Annotated in this window: 13 protein-coding genes and 1 tRNA gene; 3 read left to right on the forward strand and 11 right to left on the reverse strand. The window is 43.5% G+C overall.

Annotation, left to right across the window (positions count from 1 at the left end):
- Nucleotides 1–59: 59 nt before the first annotated feature.
- Both MgSA37_RS03335 and MgSA37_RS03340 read right to left on the reverse strand, forming a co-directional pair.
- Nucleotides 60–1,349, reverse strand: a complete 1,290-nt coding sequence (locus MgSA37_RS03335) for an MFS transporter (protein WP_096349844.1) — start codon at nucleotides 1,347–1,349, stop codon at nucleotides 60–62.
- Between the two features lie 139 nt (nucleotides 1,350–1,488).
- Entirely contained in the window at nucleotides 1,489–3,393 is a 1,905-nt protein-coding gene (locus tag MgSA37_RS03340; RefSeq protein ID WP_096349845.1) for an AAA domain-containing protein, read from the reverse strand.
- 200 nt (nucleotides 3,394–3,593) lie between these two features.
- On the opposite strand from MgSA37_RS03340, the gene MgSA37_RS03345 reads away from it, so the two are divergent.
- Nucleotides 3,594–3,667 (forward strand) — tRNA-Asn (locus MgSA37_RS03345).
- A 455-nt stretch (nucleotides 3,668–4,122) separates the two neighbouring features.
- Here the strand turns inward: MgSA37_RS03345 and MgSA37_RS03350 are convergent.
- The 6 genes from MgSA37_RS03350 to MgSA37_RS03375 form a co-directional block, all read right to left on the reverse strand.
- Complete coding sequence (locus MgSA37_RS03350) at nucleotides 4,123–5,016, reverse strand: glycoside hydrolase family 16 protein (protein WP_096349846.1); 894 nt, start codon at nucleotides 5,014–5,016, stop codon at nucleotides 4,123–4,125.
- Between the two features lie 105 nt (nucleotides 5,017–5,121).
- The gene (locus MgSA37_RS03355; protein WP_096349847.1) at nucleotides 5,122–6,168 is read right to left on the reverse strand and encodes a family 16 glycosylhydrolase; all 1,047 of its coding nucleotides are present in this window, start codon (nucleotides 6,166–6,168) and stop codon (nucleotides 5,122–5,124) included.
- A 7-nt stretch (nucleotides 6,169–6,175) separates the two neighbouring features.
- Complete coding sequence (locus tag MgSA37_RS03360; protein ID WP_096349848.1) at nucleotides 6,176–7,066, reverse strand: PKD domain-containing protein; 891 nt, start codon at nucleotides 7,064–7,066, stop codon at nucleotides 6,176–6,178.
- A gap of 14 nt (nucleotides 7,067–7,080) precedes the next feature.
- Nucleotides 7,081–9,177, reverse strand: coding sequence for a hypothetical protein (locus MgSA37_RS03365; RefSeq protein ID WP_096349849.1), 2,097 nt, complete (start codon nucleotides 9,175–9,177; stop codon nucleotides 7,081–7,083).
- A gap of 25 nt (nucleotides 9,178–9,202) precedes the next feature.
- A complete protein-coding gene (locus MgSA37_RS03370) occupies nucleotides 9,203–10,714 on the reverse strand; it encodes a RagB/SusD family nutrient uptake outer membrane protein (RefSeq protein ID WP_096357223.1) in 1,512 nt (503 codons plus the stop codon).
- A gap of 16 nt (nucleotides 10,715–10,730) precedes the next feature.
- Nucleotides 10,731–13,850, reverse strand: coding sequence for a SusC/RagA family TonB-linked outer membrane protein (locus tag MgSA37_RS03375; protein WP_096357225.1), 3,120 nt, complete (start codon nucleotides 13,848–13,850; stop codon nucleotides 10,731–10,733).
- A gap of 393 nt (nucleotides 13,851–14,243) precedes the next feature.
- Here MgSA37_RS03375 and MgSA37_RS03380 point away from each other — a divergent pair, with 393 nt between their 5' ends.
- Nucleotides 14,244–17,171 carry a ligand-binding sensor domain-containing protein gene (locus MgSA37_RS03380; RefSeq protein WP_096349850.1) on the forward strand — a complete coding sequence of 976 codons (2,928 nt, stop codon included), beginning with the start codon at nucleotides 14,244–14,246 and terminating at the stop codon, nucleotides 17,169–17,171.
- Nucleotides 17,172–17,796: 625 nt separating this feature from the next.
- Nucleotides 17,797–18,711, forward strand: coding sequence for a PfkB family carbohydrate kinase (locus MgSA37_RS03385; RefSeq protein WP_096349851.1), 915 nt, complete (start codon nucleotides 17,797–17,799; stop codon nucleotides 18,709–18,711).
- 66 nt (nucleotides 18,712–18,777) lie between these two features.
- Here the strand turns inward: MgSA37_RS03385 and MgSA37_RS03390 are convergent, their stop codons facing one another.
- The 3 genes from MgSA37_RS03390 to murB form a co-directional block, all read right to left on the reverse strand.
- Nucleotides 18,778–19,017: a cytochrome b5 domain-containing protein gene (locus MgSA37_RS03390; RefSeq protein ID WP_096357227.1), complete on the reverse strand. Its 240-nt coding sequence runs from the start codon at nucleotides 19,015–19,017 to the stop codon at nucleotides 18,778–18,780.
- Nucleotides 19,018–19,218: 201 nt separating this feature from the next.
- Nucleotides 19,219–19,755: an RNA polymerase sigma factor gene (locus tag MgSA37_RS03395; RefSeq protein WP_096349852.1), complete on the reverse strand. Its 537-nt coding sequence runs from the start codon at nucleotides 19,753–19,755 to the stop codon at nucleotides 19,219–19,221.
- Between the two features lie 256 nt (nucleotides 19,756–20,011).
- Complete coding sequence (murB, locus tag MgSA37_RS03400) at nucleotides 20,012–21,031, reverse strand: UDP-N-acetylmuramate dehydrogenase (protein ID WP_096349853.1); 1,020 nt, start codon at nucleotides 21,029–21,031, stop codon at nucleotides 20,012–20,014.
- Nucleotides 21,032–21,732: the final 701 nt, after the last annotated feature.

Below are 21,732 nucleotides of genomic sequence, written 5' to 3' on the forward strand. Positions count from 1 at the left end.
GGGCGTCCCTATGATAATATTACCAGCGCCTCTGCTTGAAAAATGGTTACAATTCCCTTCTAAACCTCCACCGTATTTTCTTTCATCGCTTTCTTTGCTGCCAGCAAGGCCAAAAACGTGATCGCGGCAGCTATGCATAAATAGTAACCAACATAGGGTAATCCGTATTTTGTTGCAAGGGTGGTTGCCACCATCGGCGTTAAGGATGCCCCTATGATGCCCGCCAGTGTAAAAGAAACAGACGCCCCGGTATAACGCACGGATGCCGGAAAGATTTCGGCCAGCGCAGTTCCAAGCGGGCCATAGGTCATTCCCATTAAAAACATACCAAGTACCAGGAAGATTACCGTTATACCCCAACTGCCCGTACTGAACAGCGGTGCGAAAAACAACCCGAAAATAAAAATCCCCAGGGTAGCGATAGTGAGGATCTTGTTTCGGCCGTACTTATCGGCCAAAACAGCTGATAACGGTATAGCCAGCGCGAAAAACACATAGGCGATCATCTGGCCGATAAGAAAGCTTGTTCGCGTATAATGCAATGTTTTGGTTCCCCAATCAAGCGTAAACACCGTGATCAGGTAAAACAGCAGGAAAGTAGTAATGGTAATAAAAGTGCCAAGGATAAGCACTTTGGTATGATTAATAAATACGTTTATGATCGGGACCTTAACCCGCTCATTTTTTTCAATCACCTTTAAAAAATCCGGGGTTTCGGTTATCTTTAACCGGACATACAAGCCCACAAAAACTAAAATAGCGCTGGCAATAAAAGGGATGCGCCACCCATAACTAAAAAACTGCTGATCGGTAAGGGTTTTGCTGAGGATAAGAAAAGTTGCGGTGGAGATCAACAGCCCGATGGGCGCACCCAGTTGCGGGAACATACCATACCATGCCTTTTTTCCTTCGGGGGCATTTTCTGTAGCCAGCAATACTGCGCCGCCCCATTCGCCGCCCAGGCCCAGGCCCTGCCCGAAACGGAATAGCGCCAGCAGTAGCGGCGCAACAATGCCTATCGACTGGTAGGTGGGTAGCAGGCCAATGGCAACGGTTGAGGGCCCCATGGTCATTAATGCGGCCACCAGGGTGGCTTTGCGGCCCTTCCTGTCGCCGAAATGCCCGAACAGGGCAGCCCCTAACGGCCTTGCAAAAAAGGCCAGCGCGAAAGTTGCCAAAGAAGCAAGAGTAGCGGATGCCGGGTCGCCGGCAGGGAAAAATAGTTTCGGAAAAACGAGGACGGCTGCGGTTGCATAGATGTAAAAATCAAAAAATTCAATGGTGGTGCCTATCAGGCTGGCTACCAGCACACGCCTGGCCGAATTTCCGGTACTGTTTTGCTGACTCATTAATTGTTCTTTTAATTGTGATAAAAACAAACCCAAACATATCACATTCCCTGCAATAATACGTCAATAAAATAATCGGGATTGAAAACCCTGCATCGGTGAAAAGTCTGACTTATGGCTTCGGACTCAAACTTTTAACTTATCCCATGTGTTCCCAGGCACTTTGGTACCCTCCGATACCTTCAGCATAACTGATAAGGCCGGCGTAAAAGGGAAGCCGGCTAAGGGTTGAACTGTCGCCGATGATCACCAGCTTTTTACGGGCACGAGTCATGGCCACGTTCATCCGCCGGATGTCAGCCAGGAATCCGATAGTGCCTTCGGCATTGCTGCGGGTTAAACTGATGAGCACCACATCGCGTTCCTGCCCCTGGAAGCTGTCGATGGTGTTTACCGAAATTTTGTCGCCATACACATGCAGCGATGGCGTATTTGCGGATTGCTCTTTTAGCAGCCGCACCTGCTCGCTGTATGGGGAAATTATCGCGACGGATGGAAAATCGGCTAAAGCATAATGATCGCCGATTGTTTTTGCCATGCCCTCAAGATACCTGAAAAGAAAAGCTGCTTCTTCGGGATTTGATACGCTGGTACCCGCAGGTTTTTCATCAAACCCGCAGCCGGCGGTGTCAATAAATACCATCGGCAGTTCACCGTCAAAAAGTAAGCGCTCCGCAACCGTGTGATGTGCTTTCAGCGCATTATTATAAAACACGCCGGAAGAGTAGCCCATGATGGCTTTATTCATGCGGTACTGTTCCTCCAGCAACACAACCGCTTCGGGATGCAGGGCGATGCATTTTTCGATCAGGGTGGTGCTTAAGCCATTGCGCGCCGCTTCGTTTGATTTAATGGTAGGCGATAGCTGGCAATGATCACCTGCAAGAACCACTTTCTGTGCTTTCAGTATCGGGATCCAGCAGGCAGGTTCAAGCGCCTGCCCGGCCTCATCAATAAAAACCGTATTGAAATTAAGGTTTCGGATCGTCCAATGATTGGCCCCGGCCAGCGTGGCAGTTACTACCTGCGCTTTGGTTACCAGATCGTTAATGATAAACTCCTCCGTTTTGGCCACCTCCTTCATAATCTTGTGTGCCTCGTCAAACAGGGCCTTGCGCTGGTCGCGTTCGGCTTTTCCAAAACTGCGTTTGTATTTATGGCCCATGTTTTTGAACTCGGCCGCCTGTTTTTTAAGGCGTTTGCTTTCCTTCATATAAGGGTGCAGCGTCATCTGGCTATCTAAAGTGAGATTCATCAGTTTATCCGAAACCCTCGCCGGGTTACCTATCCTGATGACGTTCAAGCCTTGCTGAGAGAGTTTCTCACTCAGCAAATCAACGGCCGTATTGCTTGGCGCCACTACCAAAACCTGTTGGTTTTGCTGTTTCACTATTTGGCTGATGGCTTGTACCAGCGTGGTAGTTTTACCGGTACCCGGCGGCCCGTGAACAATGGCCAGATCTTGCGCAGCCATAATCTTCTCTACCGCAGCCTGTTGAGATTGATTCAAACCTGTCCCGGGTAGTGCCATTGGCTCCGACACAAACAGCGGGCTTTTTTTACCGGTGAGGATTTGTGCCAGCCGGCCCTCAACCGGATTTTCTATTAGTTTGGCAGCCTGCTTTAGCGCCCCAAACATCTCGTCATAGTTGTTATTGTCGAACAATAATTCAATACCCAACTTCCCGTCGCGAGCCCAATCGGGCGTTTCTTCGGTAAAAATATTGATCTTGATGCGGTCGCCGCCGATGTACGAAATTACGCCTTCAACGCGGTCGTGTTTCGGGTCGTGATTGGAGAATAACACTGCCGGGCTGCCAAACCGAAGCTGGTGAATCACATCCAGGTGTGTTTTTCTTTCGGCTTCAACGTTCAGGTAATCGCCGCGGCTGGGTTCGGTGCCGGTAATAGCGATAGGGTACCATGCCAGCCCTGCGGCCCGCCTGTCGGTTACCGAAGTAGACGAGGCTTGTTTTAAATAAGCCTCGCGGTCCTCCGTTTGTTCAATTTTCAACAGGTCGGCAAGGTTTTTGAAATAGTCCATTTACGCAAAGGTAAGCAATACGGCGATTGAAAGAATGGGTGGAAAGAACTGTTTAGATAATTTACGAAACTTACGCGGGGCTGCGAAAACGTGAAAAAAGGCCGATTTTAGGCTTATTTAAGCCAATTTAATTTTTTTTAAAATTTATTGCGAAATTAAGCCGGAAATCATACTTTTGCACACTCCAAACCGGAAAATACTCCTGAGTAGCTCAGCCGGTTAGAGCATCTGACTGTTAATCAGAGGGTCGCTGGTTCGAGCCCAGCCTCAGGAGCTTAATTATCAAGCACTTACATCATATCCGATGTAGGTGCTTGTTGTTTTGTACCAACTTTGTAAAACAATAAATGATTTATCTTTCTCACGTTACTTTCTGATCCATTAAAACTGTTGCGCGTGAAATCATATTTCTTGTCTTAGTGTTCCCCAACAGCGACTTCCTCTCCGGGATAATAGATTTTCATCAATACCAGCAATCGTTCAAAGCCTGTTAATACCAATACTGCAAAAAGTCTTTACAAAAAAATGGCAGGCGCTCAATACGCCCACCATCCAACAATCAACTAAACCCTCATTTTTTTAAGAATTAAAATACAGTTTTCATCAGTCAAATCCTCAAAAATCCAGGACGTTTGCTCCTATTTATAATACTCAATACGCTGCGGTCACCGCTCATATTTTCAATAGTAAAAACAATAACCTTAAACTCATTTAATTTAAAAATACGGTTTATTCATTTTTTGTCACTTTTACCCAATCAACCAACATTTTGCATTGGTTGTTTTTTACAGCTTGCGCTGTGGAATCGGGCATCCCGTAATAAGGGGCCTTTACACCGTTTAATTTTACAGGGTAAGCGCCGCCAAGTGCAAAATTCAGGATCAGGTATTCAGGCGTATCGAACGACCATTTGCCATAGTGCTCGGCCATGGTCCTGTTTACGCGAAACATGGGTACGCCATCATATTTAAACAACAAAGCATCAGGTGTCCAATCTACTGCGTAGGTATGCCATTGACTAACATCGTTACCAGGCTCAAAATATTTTCTGTTAACAAACGGCGTTTCGCCACTGTATCCTGACCCATGTACTGCGGCGCTGATCCAATCCCGCTCGCCAACAAATTCCATAATGTCAACTTCTCCTGTTGTGGGCCAAATGCCACCGCCCAACAGCCACCATGCAGGCCAAAGCCCCGCGCCTGACGTCATTTTTATCCGGGCTTCGGCAGTACCATAAATAAACTCAAACTTGTTTTTGGTGTTTATTCTGCCCGATATAAAATCATATCGTTGACCGTCTTTGGTTTTAAAACCAGGAGATGACCGTGGCTGTAAAACTAATGCCCCATTTTTAGCCCCCTGAGCCAAAGCTCCATGAACGATGTAGATGGTTTTTTCGGAATCAACATATGCCTGCAGCTCATTGTTGAAATGTATGCCCGTTATTTCGGTGTTCCATTTTGACCTGTCAAGTTTTGTACCGGAAAAATCATCAAAAAAAACCACCTTCTTGTTTTTGTGTGAAGGCCTTTTTATCATCAGGGATGAAGTGGTAATGATCAAGGTCATTGCACTAATAATCGGGAGAATATACTTGTATTTATTTTTTTGATAGTTCATTAAATTAAGAATAATAGGACTATAAATCCTGTTCTGGAAACCTTAGTGCCCTTTTTTGATAGTTCAACGGCTGCACTGAAATGGTGTATTTTTATTTTTTATCGATTACTGATACACCCTTACATAATCAACTTCCATAGTGCCGGAAGTAAAGTTGGGGTCAACTGAGCCGCCAAAACTACCTCCCATTGCTAAATTTAAGATGACAAAGAAGTTTTGATTAAACGGCAATGTATTATCATTGGGCACCGTAAAAAAAACATTACCGTCAACTGAAAAATTAATGGAAGCCGCCGACCAGTCGAGTGTATATAAATGAAACTGGGTTGAACTATTTTGGATGATAGTTGTGCTACCCCTTCCGTTGGCGCCTGAATGCCCCGGGTAATGAAGCGTGCCAAAAATCTTATTCAGCTCTGATCCCCGCTGCTCCATAATATCGATCTCGCCGCAATTTGGCCACCCGGCAGTTGAAAAATTATTACCCAACATCCAGATCGCTGGCCATGTGCCCAAACCCGCAGGCAATTTCGCACTTATCTCTATTCTCCCGTATTTAAATGAGAACTTACCGTTTGACAGCATACGGGCGGAAGTATAGGCGCTGCCATTGTAATTTTCTTTCACTGCCGTAATTTTGAGGGTGCCGTTAGATACGTTAACATTATTACTTCTGCTGGTATAATATTCCAGTTCGTTGTTACCCCAGCCACCTCCGCCGGTTCCGGTATCATAACCCCATTTTGAAGGATCGGGCGCACCATCGGTATTGAATTCGTCTGACCAAACCAGTGTCATCCCAGCAGGACCACCGTTTGAAACGACGGTTACCTGTACAGATTTTGCGATCGTTTGCCCGCCGCTGCTTTTAGCAATTACATTAACCGTATAAGTACCCGATGAAGGGTACTTATACGTAATAATTCCTGATGGCACAGTTTGGAACGTGCCGTTACCGAAATCATAATCATAACTTACAGCATTAGTAGCTGTTGCAGTAAAGGCAACATTACCGCTATTATCGGTACTAATTGCTGCGCTTATTGTAAGATCTGTTGGCGCCGGGCTCATATTACCATTGCTGCTGCTTTTTGAGCAGTTGGAAAATGCCATGGGCATCAAAAGGATCAAAATTATTTTTAAATATTTCATGATATGACTATTTAACTTTCAGCTTTTGATACCAGGCGTTCCCGTCGATACCAATGTTCCTCAAATAAAGGGTTGTTGGCGTAATGGCTAAGATCTCGTAAGTATTACCGCCCGTGCCAAAATTGACGAGGCCATTACCCGGCACCATAAACTGTATACCGGTTGACACAGCTGATGTAGAGCCTGAAGTGGCATTCATAAACGTCAATTGTTTGGCTCCGCTCAGCGTTACATCATAGCAGCCATCGCCACCGCTTTGGCCATAAAATGAAGTGGAGGCTGCGATCAGAAACGATTGCCCCATATTATTGATGGTCATTGAAATATTTCCGTTGGCATCTTTTGAAAATGTGATCTCATCATCATACTGGCAGGCGGCCCTTGAGTTTGGTGTTGCAGCATAGTAATCGGGCGAAAATGTGCCTGCCGGCCCAACGCCGACATGTCCTACCGCGCCTGCATCCGTGATCCAAACCTGGGATGATCCGTTTGTCAAGTCCTGGACAATATCCGTAGGTATAGTAAAGGCTGTAAAAACGGTCACTTCTTTCGTGATAGTCGAAATTGAGCCTCCGGTGCCAATTGCATTTACAGTAATGGTATAAACGTTTGTCCCCGGGGTTGAATATTTGTAGACTATATTTCCGGTAGGTACTATCTGGCTTGTGCCATCACCAAAATCAATTTTATATTTTATAGCGTTGGCTGCTGTTATGGAAATGGTTACTTCGCCTGATCCGCTGCCGTTTGGATTATTACTATCTGCACCTGATACAACGGCGTTTAAGCCTAATCCCGAAGGAGCCTGTAATGAACCAAATGAATATATTTCCTTCTTGCAGCTTATGAAAGCCATTAGCATAAAAAGGAATGTGGTTATCGATATTCTTATTTTCATGATTATTTTTTTTATTAATTAAGTGAAATATCATCAAACAGGTAAGTAAAATTAGCCGATCCGTCGCCCATTGTACCCAAATCAAATATGATGGTTACCTTGTCATAAGACTGCGAAACATCGATGGCGCTGAAATCAAACGTCAGGTTTTCCCATCCGTTAGCAGTTGTGGTGTTAACCGCCTGCTGATAACTAATTGCTCCATTTGTGCTGTTTTCAACTTTCAACAGTACATTTGCGCCAACCCTTGGCGAGTACACTTTCATACTGAAAATTTTCTTTGTTGAAAAATCAATGGGGTGGGCTAATGTGATAGAGCTTCCCCCATAAACCTGCCCGGCATTTTTTATCATTTGGGCTACGTGACCGCTTGTGTTGGTCCCGGATAACTGGGGATTTGCGACAACGGCGCATTGTCCTCCTCCAAAATCAGTAAATGTATAGGTAAGTGAAGTTGACTCAAAATCTAAAGGGAGTGCCAATACGTTAGGTACAACATTTGTAGCCAAAAACTTTACATCATCCCAATAATAGGTACGGCCATCACCGCCGTTATTAAAGTCAAAGAAGATTGACGCCATATCATACCGGTAGGTATTGTTGAAAGCAGCTGTACCTGTAGCCTGGTATTTAAAATCGAATATCAAGGTCTCCCAGGTATTGGCAAGTGAAGTTACTGCTTCGGTCTCTACCGAATGGGTATTGTCAGCATGGTCTTCAACTTTTAGCCTAACATGGATCCCTGCGGCCGGCGAATAAACCCGTACACTCATTTGGCTTGTATTCGCGGTAAGCGGAATGGCAGATGAGAATCCGGAGCCTGTTCCTAAAGTGGTACCAGCCCAGCTTGCAGCGCCTGCAGGTTTGGTAGTAATTTTAACTTTATTCGCGCCGTTTGCAGGGTCAACGCCATCCTTGGTTTGTGCATTGCCAAAATCTATCACCGAATAATCAACTGTTGGATCATCAAACGTTACAGGAAGGCTTATTTGCGTTAATACAGGTGGCGGTAAAAATACAAGGTCATCTGCGTAGAAAACTGCGCCGGAGCCGGCATTACCAAAATCAAAGAAGATGGATACTTTATCATACGTATCCGCAGTATTTAAAGCCGGTGTACCCGCTGCTTGATTTTTAAAATCAAAAACTAAAGTTTCCCATTGATTTGACTTGGTCGTCTTGACATCAGTTTCAACCGAATTGGAAGAATTGTTATGATCTTCAATTTTTAATTTGATGTCTGCCCCGGCTATTGGTGAATAAACCCGCACACTCATTTTTGTAGCAGCGAAGGTAACCGGAATAGGCGTAGCAAAACCAAGCGCTGTTCCAATGGTAGTGCCGGCCCAAACCTGGGCGCCGCTGGTTTTAGTAACTTTCAACGCCATGTTTGCACTATTAGCCGGGTCTGGAGCGACTGTTGAGCTGTTACCGCCAAAATCCGACATGGTGTAATCATACACGGGATTGTCAAAATTAACAGGCAAATCAATTTGCTTGCCTACTTTTATTGTATCTAACAAGGTAGTAGTTGCAGCCCCGCCACTTAATGCCACAACGGTGATATAGTAAACCCCTGCATTAGGATAAGTATGATAAACTGTTTGCCCCTGCAAAAAGGATTGAAAGTGTAAAGGGCTTACATTGGTTGAATCCCCGTAGTAAACCTTAAAAAGGGTTTGGTATTTTGCGGTTGCCGATAATCCGATGGTTAACCCATTGGTAGTTGTAGTAACCTTAAGGCTTTCAGGTGCCCTGAAAGAAACCGTTAACGGTTGCGTCATTTCAGTAGTTTTGCCTGTTATGCCGTGGCCCACAACTTTCACCGTGTATGCGCCTTCGGCATAGGTGTGCTTGGTGTTTTTGCCTGCGGCAACATTAGTAAAACCCGAACCCCCATCACCATAATAAATGTCATAGGATGTGGCGCCCTCACCGTTAGGTGTGATGGTAACCAGGCCAGTATTATCTTGTGTAATATCAAACATTACAGATAATTTAGCCGGTGAACCAGCCGTGTTTACAAACGAGGTATCGTTGAAGTTGTCTTTTTTACAGCTTATTACTACAAGTAATAAAGCCATACCAAGAAAATATTTTGTTAAATTCATGATTGTTCTTTTAAATAATGATCAATTAATAACCTGGATTTTGCTGTAAATGAGAAACAACAACCTCACTTTGCGGTATCGGGAACAACTCACTTTTTCCTGCTTTGAAATTAGAACCCAGTACGGTTGCTGCCTGACCGGTTCTTACCAGGTCAAAAAAACGTTCACCTTCCATCGCCAACTCTAATCTTCTTTCATTTAAAATGGCGGTATACAAAGCCGGTCCGGAAGCAGTAACGTCGAAGCTTGCATCGGATACCTGGAATGCCCTGCGGCGAACCTGATTCAGGTATAATTGCGCCTTGCTGTCATTATTGGTTTGGTTATAGGCTTCGGCAGCCATTAAAAGTACATCAGCATATCGTATGGTGCGGTAGTTGTTCAGGTAATTTAACTCAACCTGTCCACTTGTCTGGCCTTTACGCGGTAAATACTTTTTATCATAATAGCCGGTATTCTCGTAGGGTGCTACTTCGTAGGTGATGTTATAAGAAGGGTTGGCGGCAGCATAGGCGGCGACGTCAAACAAAGTGCCATCACGGCGCTGATCGCCTGCCTGGTAGGCATTATACAGATTGCCTGATGGTAGATTTGTACTCCATCCCGCGGCATAAGGCATATCGTTTGAGCCATTTAACTGCCTTACTCCACACTGTTGTACTGCATAATTGCCTTGTCCCTGTAAAACATTTGACCATTGATAATAAGGAGAAGTATTTGTGTACTGAATCTCGAATACCGATTCAGGACCATTTTCACCGGATTTAACAAAAATGGAATCGAATTTTGCTACCAGGCTGAATGTACCTGCATCAATAACACTTTGCAATACTGCCGACGCCGGAGCATATTTCTTTTCATATAAATACACTTTACCTAATAATGCTTGCGCGGCATATTTTGTTATCCTTCCGGCTTGTGATTGTACGGTAGGTAAAACAGCTATGGCACTATTTAAATCCGCTTCAATTTGCTGGTAAACATCAGCTGCTGCGGCCCTTTTTAATGTTCCTGAAGCCGAAAAATCCAAACGCTTATCTGTAAAAAGCGGTACGCCGCCAAACATTTTCACTAATGTGAAATAGTAATATGCCCTTAAAAAATAAATCTCGCCATACATGGCGTCTTTACCGGCAAAATTAACCTGGCTGCCGGCAGGGTTTGCTGTTTTGTACTGTGTAAGGTAATTGGCTCTGTTTACGCCCTCGTAGGCAAATTGCCAGATATTTAAAAGCGAACCATTGGTTGGTGAAGTTGTAAACTGATCAATTTGCTGCAAATCGAGCACATCTGAAGCGCTTTCACCTCCTGCAACAGCATTATCGGAAGCGATATCCCCAATGGGTACAACCTGGTTTAACCATTGCAATGGTGTATATACACTTATTTCCATGGTGCGGTAATCACTTTCGGATTGCAGATACGATGATGCGGTTACCAGGTACGCATCCTGTGGTTTGTAATCAACAAATTTCTTGCAGGATGCTATTAAACCAATAGCGCCGAGAAAAACTGCTATTTTAATGTTTTTTTTCATATCGATATTTTTATGATTAAAATTTAAAATCAAGACCTAAAAGGAAAACGCGTGCCTGCGGGTAATACCCGTAATCAACTCCGCTGTTTAGTAATCCGCCGGAGATTTCAGGGTCAAAGCCGGTATATTTGGTGAAAGTGTATGCATTTTTTACCTGTGCATAAATCCTGAAAGAGGTGTTTTCCCCTTTTAAAACAGACTTAGGAAGAGTATAGCCTAATTGCAAATTCTTAATTTTTACAAAAGATCCGTCTTCAATGTACCTGTCCGAAACACGGGCGTTATCATTTGGATCGGTGAAGGTATACAGTGGGTACTCTGCGTTGTTGGTAGTCCCCGGTCCTGTCCAACGGCCTAATATTGTGCTTGGCTTATTGGTAAAGTTTGCGTTCCTGTCCCAGGCTTTGAATATTTTATTGCCCTCAGATACGTAAACAAAGGCGGTAAAATCAAATTGTTTGTAAACAAGGTTCAGGTTCCAGCCGATGGTGAATTTAGGGAAAGCATTGCCAAGGCTGGTTTGATCGGCACTGTTGATTACCCCATCTCCGTTGATGTCTTTATACTTAATATCGCCAGGTTGTGCGCCTGTTTGGGTTGGTGAAGCAGCAATCTGTGCAACTGTTTGGAAAAGCCCGTCAGTTTTGTATCCCCAAAAAGTGCCGGGCGCATAACCTTTCTTAAATATTGTTGTGGGTTGCGATTGGCCATTGAAAAAGTAACCGCCCTGCACAATAGCGCTATTATCTGAGTTGGTTGACGTTACTAAACTGGAAAATGTGCCAAAAGTTAATGAAGTACTAAGTTTGAAATTTTTAGATATCCTGTCATTGTAACTAACCATGGCATCAATTCCTTTGGTGCTGGTAGTTCCAATATTTGCGTTGGATGCAGGTACTGTACCTAAATAGGCTGATTGTGATGGCGTAAATAACAAACCGCTCACGTCTTTTTTATACACATCCAGGGTGAAGGAAAATTTATGGCTGAGTTCAATGTCGGCGCCAATATCAATCTGCTTGTCCTTTTCCCATGCCAGATCAGGGTTGGCCAGCGAGCCTATTGATGAACCTGAATAGAAAACATTATTAAAGTTATAGCCATTACTGTTTCCAATGTTATTGTAAGGCCCCCCGGTTATAATGGAAGTAGTTTGCACGTTGGATGCATTGCTATTTCCGGACACGCCATAGCTACCCCTTAACTTCAGGAAATCAACAAGGTCTGAATGGAAGAAATCTTCCTTCGAAATGATCCACCCCAAAGAACCTGCATAGAAATTACCGAACTTATTGTTGGCGCCAAATACCTGGTCGCCGTCTATTCTGTCGCTCAGCGTTACTAAATACTTTTCTTTATAATCATAATTCAAACGGGCGAAGTAGGATAATTTATTATCTGAGTACTGGTAATAATAGCCGGTTTGCGCATTGGTATTTGTAGCAGTATTTACGCCGGTGGCGGCAGTATAATCAGCAAATGTCCACGAATTAAAAGGAACATCCTGGCGGCTTACACCGATCTGGTTTCCTGATGATTCGGCCAACGCAAAACCCACAACCGCCTGAAAATGATGGTCGTTTTTTAAAGTATAATCATAATTGGCGTAGGTATCCCAATTCCAGTTAAAATTGCTGTTTCTTACCGAAGTAACGGAATTATGATCGCCAACCACTGGTGATTGGTCTGCGTTCATGGTATTATCCGTATTGTTTAAGCCATAAAAAACAAGCGGATTAAATGATTTCGCATTGTCGTTATAGTCGGTATAGCCGAAGCGCGAGGTAAGCTTTAAATCCTTGATCAGCTCATACTGTAATTCGAATTTGCCATAAAGTTTATTCCCTAATCTTTTATTGTAGGTGTTTTGTAAAGTGGTTAAAGGATTATGAACTTCCTGTAATTCAAGCGTACTAAAACCATATTGCCCTGTTGTATTAGCCACATTATTGTAGACCGGAACCGTAGGGTCAAAATTTAACGCCTCGCCTATAATGCTGTTGAAAGAGTTTTCGCCAACACCTTTTGAGTTTAATACCACATCGGTTACATTAAAAATGAATTTTAATTTGGAGGTTAGGTCGAAATTAAGGTTGGCCGTAAAATTATAACGTCCGTAGTCTGATTTACTTCCACCGCCAACTATACCCGCCTGATCTGTTGCGCCGGCTTCAAGAAAGTAAGTGATCTTTTCAGACCCGCCTGTAGCAGATAGCGCATAATTTTGCAATGGGGCCTTTTTAAAGATCTGGTCTTGCCAATTAGTGCCTACGCCAACCGTGCTCAGGTTAGGGAAAATTGGGGCTCCGCCTGAAAGTGTACTCCCCTCGTTTAACATTGCAGCATACTGGCTGGCATTTAAAACAGCAACCTCATTGGCTACTTGCTGCTGGCCGTAGCTGCTGCTCAGCCTGAATTGTGTTTTCTGATTTTTTTTGCCGGATTTGGTCGTAACCAATACAACGCCATTACCGCCTTTTACACCGTAAATTGCTGTTGCGGCCGCATCTTTTAAAATAGATACCGACTCAACGTCCATAGGGTTAAGTGAATTGAAATCAGTAAGCGTCTGTTCTACGCCATCAATAACTACCAAAGGATCGCTGCCTGTGTAAGAAGGAACACCGCGGATTAATAGGGTGGGATTAGTTCCGGGCGATCCGCTTTGAATGATCGTAACGCCGGAAACTTTGCCCTGTAAGGCATCCTCAATCCGCACGGCATTTGTTTTCTCTATATCCGTGTTTTTGATTGTAGCGATTGAGCCGGTCACTTTTTCAGTTTTTTGCGAACCATAGCCGATCACAACGACTTCGGATAGTGATTTTGAGGCGCTTTCCACCAGCGGGAAATTTAATTCACCACTCTGGTTAACAATTTTTTCAATGGTTTCAAAACCAATGAAACTCACCACCACTGTTGCGCCTTTTTGTGGGAGGGTAAGTGTGTAGTTCCCATCCTGATCAGAAGTTGTCCCGGCGTTGGTGCCTTTTATTTTAATGGTAGCACCGGATAAAGCTTTTCCGTTGCCGTTTTCTGTTACTTTACCGTTTATGTGAATATTTTGAGCATAAGCACTGCTTCCAAAAAATATTAATAAAGTGAAAACCAAACAAAACGTAAATTTTAATTGCATATAAATTTTAATTTTTAGAATGATAAATATTGATTGCTTTTGCATTGGCTGTATTTGCCCTTGCAGGTATTTCTTTAATGAATAAAGACGAAGCGTGGGCTGGGTCAGGGCGGCGAAAGTTCTATTAAATGAATTGCGATTAAATGAGCACTAAAAATTTTGCGCCTGCGGGGAGCAAAAAGTTTACAAAAACTTCTTTTTCTCATATAAGTTACTTTAGGTCTTAATTTAAAAACGTAGATGACGTCGGTTTACAGCGGCAAATGTATTTGGGTATTCACATTAAGGTGAAAATCGGACTACGTCACTACTACACAGTGTCGAAAAATCTTCGATTTGACGGTTATTACCCGCATATTTGATAGATTTATAAAATATAGACCATCACTTACTATGTTTTTACGGGGTATACTATTTTTTCTGGCGCTTGCGGCAATGCAGTGGGTTTCGGGGCAAGCTCATATTGGCCAGCGCGAAATCATTAATTACCGGAAGGGCCAGTATAACGCCGGTACACAAAACTGGAAAATTCGCCAGGATGAACAGGGGAGGATGTATTTTGCAAATAACGAAGGCCTGCTGGTGTTTGATGGAATTAACTGGCAGTTGTACCCTTTGCCTAACAAGACGATAGTACGGTCTCTTGAGTTGGGTACTGATAAGAAGATTTACGTAGGCGGGCAGGATGAACTGGGGTATTTTTCTTCTGGTAAGGCTGGGGCTTTAGTTTTTACTTCAATAAAAACATTGCTTCCTGCGGCAGACAAAAATTTTTCTGATATCTGGGATATTGTCAATTTCCAAAATTCAGTTTTTTACCGTTCACATTTTAAGATTTTCAGGTACAGTGCTGGTAAAATCACTGTCTATCACTCCAATTCATCATGGTTATTCTTTGGTAATCATCTCGGCAATTTGATTGCCCAGGATGAAAAAAGTGGCTTGTTAATATTGAAGAATGGGAAATGGCAAACATTTATCGAACAAAACCGATTACCAAAAGATTTTTACATTACTTCGATAATTAAATATAGCAAAGATACCAGCCTGGTTACAACATCTAAGAACGGCGTTTTTTTGCTTTACGGCAATCAATTAAAACCCTGGCCGCTCACCGGAATAAAAGTAGATAACAATCAGGTTTTTTCAAGCGCCCTGGCTTTAGACAAAAGTAATTTCCTCATCGGCACCTATTCAAACGGTATTTATTTAGCTGACAGGTCAGGCAACATAGTTGAAAATATCTCCCAGAAAGAAGGTTTACAAAACGGTAATGTGCGCAGTAACTTTGTTGATTCAAACCATAATCTTTGGCTTGGATTGGACAATGGGATAGATTACATCGCTTATAATAATGCGGTTAAGCATATTAATCCGCCAATTTTTAAAGATGGGGGAGGCTATGCGGTGAATGAATTTGGGGGCAGTTTGTATTTTTCTTTATCAAATGGAATTTACCGCCTGCCTGTTATTAATTCGGGTGACCGAAGTTCAAGTGCTGAAAATATAAGTACAGTTACACAGGGACAATCATGGCATCTTGGTGTTATCGATAACTGTTTGCTTGCGGGTAATGATAACGGTGTGTTTCAGATCAGGAACAATCAACCTGTTACTATTGATCCAAGTTATGGATTTTGGATATTTCGGTCGCTTGTGGATAAATCGGGTACTAAACTTGTTGCCGCGGGGAATTACTACGGTGTTGAACTTTTTGAATATAAAAATGGCACTTTTATAAGTAAAGGCAACCTGGGTAACTATAAGGAATCAGCCAGATTTCTGGAAATAGACAAAGACAATAGTATTTGGACATCCCATCCATACAGGGGGGTTTATAAACTCACATTGGGTACCAGTGATAATGTAAAACTGTACACAAAAGCACAGGGGCTTCCGTCCACATTAAATAACTTTGTTTATAAAATTAAAGGTACGGTAGTTGTAGCAACTGAAAAGGGCGTTTTTGAATACAATAAAAAAGCGGATAAATTTGAAATGTCGAAACGGTTTACGGCTGATTTTGGCAACAGGAATTTAAGATATCTAAAAGAAGACCCTTCCGGTAATATTTGGTTTGTAGAGGGAAAAAATGTAGGTGTAGTAGACTATTCCACATCAAGGCATGAGATCATATATTTTCCGGAGCTCAATAATCGTATTCTCAGCGGCTTTGAAAATATTTATACTAAAAATGATTCGAACGTTTTTGTAGGTGGAGAGAATGGCTTTTATCATATCAATTTCGCCAAGTACAAAGCCAATATTCAACCTATAAAAGTTTATATCAGGAAAGTAAAGGCGATATCTACTACAGATAGCCTGCTTTTTGGCGGTTATATTGATAACTCATCCGATTTAAAAAATGCTAAAAAAAGCACTTTGGCATTAAGCTTTCTGTGGAACTCTCTGCATTTCGAGTTTTCTTCGCCGGTATTCGAGGCGCAATCTACGGTTGAATACAGCTATTTGTTGGAAGGTTATGATAAGGGTTGGTCTGAGTGGTCAAAAAAAGCGGAAAAAGATTATACAAACCTCTCGTGGGGAAAGTATGTTTTTAAGGTAAAGGCAAGAAACCTACAAAACAATACATCTTCTATTTCCAGCTACGCCTTTTACATTAATCCGCCATGGTACCAAACCATTTGGGCATACACTGTTTACTTGTTAATATTTGCCGGATCGCTGTATTATTTTTATAAGTTGCAGGAGAAACGACATGTAAGGAACCACGAAAAAGAGCTGCTGTTACAAAGGCAAAAAAATGAAGAGGAGCAGCAACAAATGGCCTATCTTCATCAGCTTGAATTGGAAATATCTGAAAAAGAAGTTATTAAGCTAAAAAATGAAAAATTAGAAACGGAGATTGAGTACAAAAACTCCGAACTGGCTTCTGCAGCAATGAACATCGTTCAGAAAAAAGAATTTTTAATCAAGGTAAAAGAGGAGTTGCAAACGCTTATCAAATCCGGCAAAGAAAGTATACAAACGTTTGAAATAAAAAGAATAGCCCGCTTGCTTACTGAGGATAAAAAAATCAATGAGGAATGGGAGCAGTTTTCCATTCATTTTAATAAGGTGCATGGTGATTTTCTTAATAAAATCAAGGAAAGGTATCCCACAATTAATCAGCAGGAGTTAAAACTATCTGCCTACCTGATCATGAACTTGTCAAGTAAAGAAATAGCGCAATTGATGTGTATTTCAGTGAGGGGCGTAGAGATCAGCAGGTACAGGCTCCGCAAAAAGCTTCAAATTCCAACAGAAACCAATCTTTTTGAATTTCTTTTTGAGATACAAAGGGAAGGGATCGCCCAATAGTTTAGCGCACAGGTCAGTATGTTTGCTGTTATAATTAAAAAATTGGGGTAAACTGGTACGATAAGAAGGGCGTGTAGCTGTGACCTTACTTATTACTGATAAGTCAGCACGTCCGGAAAGTTATTATAAGATGGAAGCTGCATTTAGTGATAATCTGTTGATGCCAAGAAAAGTTTAAACCCACCTGTCAACACCTGTGAAAGGACAATCAACCAATTTCTCAAAAAGGATAAAAACTTTATAGTGTACATTTTATACACTGTACTGTTCATCGGATGTACTTGTTTAAGGGATAGCTAAGAATATATAAAAGTGGAAATTCTCATCACCGTTTAAGGTATCGGGCTTTAGAAGTTGGGCAGGTTATCGTTTACACCAGATGACATTTAATCCTTATACGATTACGGAGCTTAAAAGTTAAAAAGCGGATAACTGTAAAGTTGTCCGTTTTTTTTAGGGATTTAATTGACTTCGTCCCGCATATGTTGATTCCTGCCGGCTTGTTCGTCAATGAACCGAATGCTTACCTGATTGAATTTGACAAATATTCTACCCATATGGCTGAAAGCCCGCACTTTTCTTCTTAAATTTTACGACCTTTGCGCAAAAATTTAACACATACTTAATGAGCCTTTTAGTTATTGGTACTGTAGCGTTCGACGCCATTGAAACCCCTTTTGGCAAAACAGATAAAATTGTTGGCGGCGCTGCCACTTATGCAAGCCTGGCGGCTTCGTATTTTTATGATAAAGTAAAGATTGTAGCCGTAGTTGGCGACGATTTTCCGCAGAGCGAAATAAAAGATTTTAACAACCACCAGATCAATACCGAAGGCTTGCAGGTAAAAGCCGGAGAAAAATCTTTCTTTTGGTCGGGCCGGTATCATAATGATATGAACAGCCGCGATACTTTGATCACCGAACTCAATGTGCTGGCTGAATTTGATCCTATTATCCCAGCCTCCTACCAGGATTGTGAATTCCTGATGCTGGGTAATTTGCAGCCGCAGGTACAGCAAACGGTGATTAACCGCCTTACCAATCGCCCAAAGCTCATCGTAATGGACACCATGAACTTCTGGATGGACGTTGCCCTTGAGGAACTGCTGGATACCATTAAAATGGTGGATGTGCTTACCATTAACGATGCCGAGGCCCGCCAGCTTTCGGGCGAACATTCGCTGGTAAAAGCAGCCCATAAAATTTTAACCATGGGCCCCGAATATTTGATCATCAAAAAAGGCGAGCATGGCGCTTTGCTCTTCCACGAAAATAAAATATTTGCCGCCCCCGCGTTACCCCTTGCCGACGTATTCGACCCAACCGGCGCCGGTGATACTTTTGCAGGTGGCTTTATCGGTTATATGGCGAAAGTAGGTACCGTTAATTTCAATAACATGAAAAATGCCATCATTTTTGGCTCAGCATTAGCTTCCTTCTGTGTAGAAAAGTTCGGTACCGAAAAGATCCGCAATCTTAGCCAGCAGGAAATAGCCGCCAGGGTGCAGGAGTTTGTGAGCTTATCGAAGTTTGAAATATAGTGTAAAGTCTAGAGTCTGAAGTCTTGAGTCGAAAATAAGTATGACTCAAGACTTTCGACTTAACACTCAGGACTTCAAAACCCCTATCGGGTCAAAATTCTGGAAAACCCACTCATCATGCGGGGCGTCTTTCAGTTCATCGGTAAGGTCCTGCCCGGCCCAGTGCTCGTAGTGGCGGCCCCGCATCCATAGCCTGCTGCGCGAAACATCATAGATCATTCCCTGATAGGCGATCCAGATCTCCGGCTTATCGCTTCCGTTCCTTAGCGCCAGTTGCGACTTGGTATATACAGGCAATTCACTCATTTTATTTCGGGTATTGTACTTGTTCACCCTCTCCCCTGGAGACGGCAGTGTGAAGCTTGCAAAATAGCCAAAACAATTCACTTTGTAAATCAAAAAAATTCTTAAAGCCCCTCTCCTTTGGAGAGGGGTTGGGGGTGAGGCCACAAAAAAAATCTCCCTGCTAAAAAAACAGGGAGATTCAAATTATATATGTTGAGCTTGTTAATTTTCAGCGTAAACAGGTTTGGCAACGCCTGTATCGTAAGCTTTAAGGCTCTTTTTAAGCAGCTTGCGGGCAACGTGAATACGGGTTTTAACAGTGCCGATCGGGATTTCCAGATCATCAGCAATTTCGTGGTATTTATGGCCTTCAAAATACATTGTGAAGGGTACGTAATAATCAGCGGGCAGCCTGTCTAAAGCTTTTTTCAAATCGTCCATCACAAATTTGGCTTCGCCCTGGTTTTTGGTCGAACTGAATACCAGGTTCGGCGAGCTGATCTCGTCGCTCTTGGTAACAAAAGTGTTCATTTTTATAAACCGGCGGTAGTTGTTAATGAAAGTATTTTTCATGATAGTGTATAACCACCCCTTCAAATTTGTTCCTTCCTTAAACTTGTTGTAATAGGTTATCGCCTTCAACATTGTGTCCTGGACAAGGTCGTTAGCATCGTCTGCGTCGCGGGTAAAGTGTAAGGCATATGACCTTAGCGAGGTTGCCTGACGTAGTACTAGGGTGTTAAACTCAATCTTTGTCATCTGTTAATGTTTTGTATCAACAGTAAGACAAACATAGTACCACTAAAAAATAGCAGGGCACAGGGCCGCCGGGCCGGTCTGCCAAATATCAATCGCCGTAAAGCTCAATTTATTAAACACTAAGGTGGTATTTAAAGTGCTGTAAAACAGGCGTTTGCTTGTGTAGTTTGTTGGGGTGTCATCTGCAGCGATTGAAAGCCGGATGCTTCAGGAAGTGGCAGTTTATTAAACCGCCTTTTGGTAAAAATAAAAAAACCTATTCAATAATGTTCACTTCGCGCTGTAGCCTTACGCCAAATTTGGCGTACACACTGTCTATAATTATGGACGAAAAACTATACACTTCCTCTCCTGTGGCCCCGCCATGGTTCACTAAAACCAGCGACTGGTTTTTCCAGGTCCCCGTATTTCCTACCACTTTTCCCTTCCAGCCGCATTGTTCAATCAGCCAGCCGGCGGCTAACTTTACATGGCCATGGCTGGCTGGATAGTGCACCAGCTCCGGAAACCGCGACTCCATCAGCTCAAATTCCGCCAGGCTGATGATGGGATTTTTAAAGAAACTCCCCGCATTCCCGATGGTAGAGGGATCAGGTAATTTGGAAACCCGGATGTGCGACACCACCTGCGACACATCCCTGATGGTAGGCGCCGTAATGCCCCTATGCTGCAGCTCCTGCTCAATGGCCCCGTATTTAAGGTTGAGGTTGGGGACGGTGCTCAGCTGGTATTTTACCGATACGATGATATATTGCCCCTTCAGTTCACCCTTAAATATGCTTTCGCGGTAGCCAAAGTAACAATCGGCTTTGGTAAAAGTTTTAAAAGCGCCCGTAGCCAGTTCAAAAGCGCAGCAGCTATGGAACACATCCTGCAGTTCCACCCCGTAGGCGCCGATGTTCTGGATCGGCGAGGCGCCTACCGAACCCGGTATCAAACTCAGGTTCTCCATCCCGGCATAGCCGCGCAGTACGCAAAAGTTCACCAGGTCGTTCCAAACCTCCCCGGCGCCGGCTTCAACGTACACGTCGGTATGGCTGATGCGGTGTTCAATACCCCGGATATTCATCCTGATCACCAGGCCGCCGAAATCGTTCACCAGCAGCATATTGCTGCCGCCGCCCAGCACCAGCAGTTCCGTTTGCCGCCATTGCGGGTCAAGGAACAGCTCCGTCAGGTCCGCCCGGTGGTTAATCTCCACAAAATAGCGCGCATTGGCCTCAACCCCAAACGTGTTGAAGTTCCTGAGCGAAACGTTTTCCTGTATCTGCAGCATGGTGGGCGAATTTAGTGTTTTTTGCGATTACACCGATTGTTTTGTGATTTCACCGAATGTTTTAGTCGATGATCCATAGTCCATGGTCCATGGTAGAAGTGGATAGTCCATAGTAGGAGTCCATAGTCCATAGTCCATGGAATGAATAAAGAAGCACAAGGCGTTTGCTATGGACCATCGACCATGGACTTCCCTCCTTTCCCTTTTTTACCATGGTCTATGGACCATCGACCATGGACTCTTCCCTTCCTCCCTTTTACCATGGTCTATGGACCATCGGCCATGGACTTCCCTCCCCCCCGGGCCCCCTGAACCACCCGATACAGATGAATAAACCTGGTACACCTGGTACACAAATAAATTCTGTAATTTACTTGGATTTTTAAAGAAAAATATGTATAAATTATCCTAACCCACCATGTCATTGCGAGCCTGCCGGCAGGCAGGCGCAGCGTGGCAACCTCGTCGCTGACAGGTCGACGATATGCATTTGCGACTGTATTGGCGGTTACTGGTCTGCCATAAGTAAGGAGGATACCGCACGCCGGAAATGTTTAGCCGGCCAGGGATGAGCCCCTGCTTTTGACTTACGACTCCAGACTTAAAACTACGCCCATGCTGGTGTTTTCACCAACATGTACCGACAGGCCCGAAGTAAGGGCGATCCATCACACCCCGAAATGTTTGAACAGCCCGGAACG

Origin of the sequence: Mucilaginibacter gotjawali (genome assembly GCF_002355435.1) — a bacterium.
Classification (GTDB): domain Bacteria; phylum Bacteroidota; class Bacteroidia; order Sphingobacteriales; family Sphingobacteriaceae; genus Mucilaginibacter; species Mucilaginibacter gotjawali.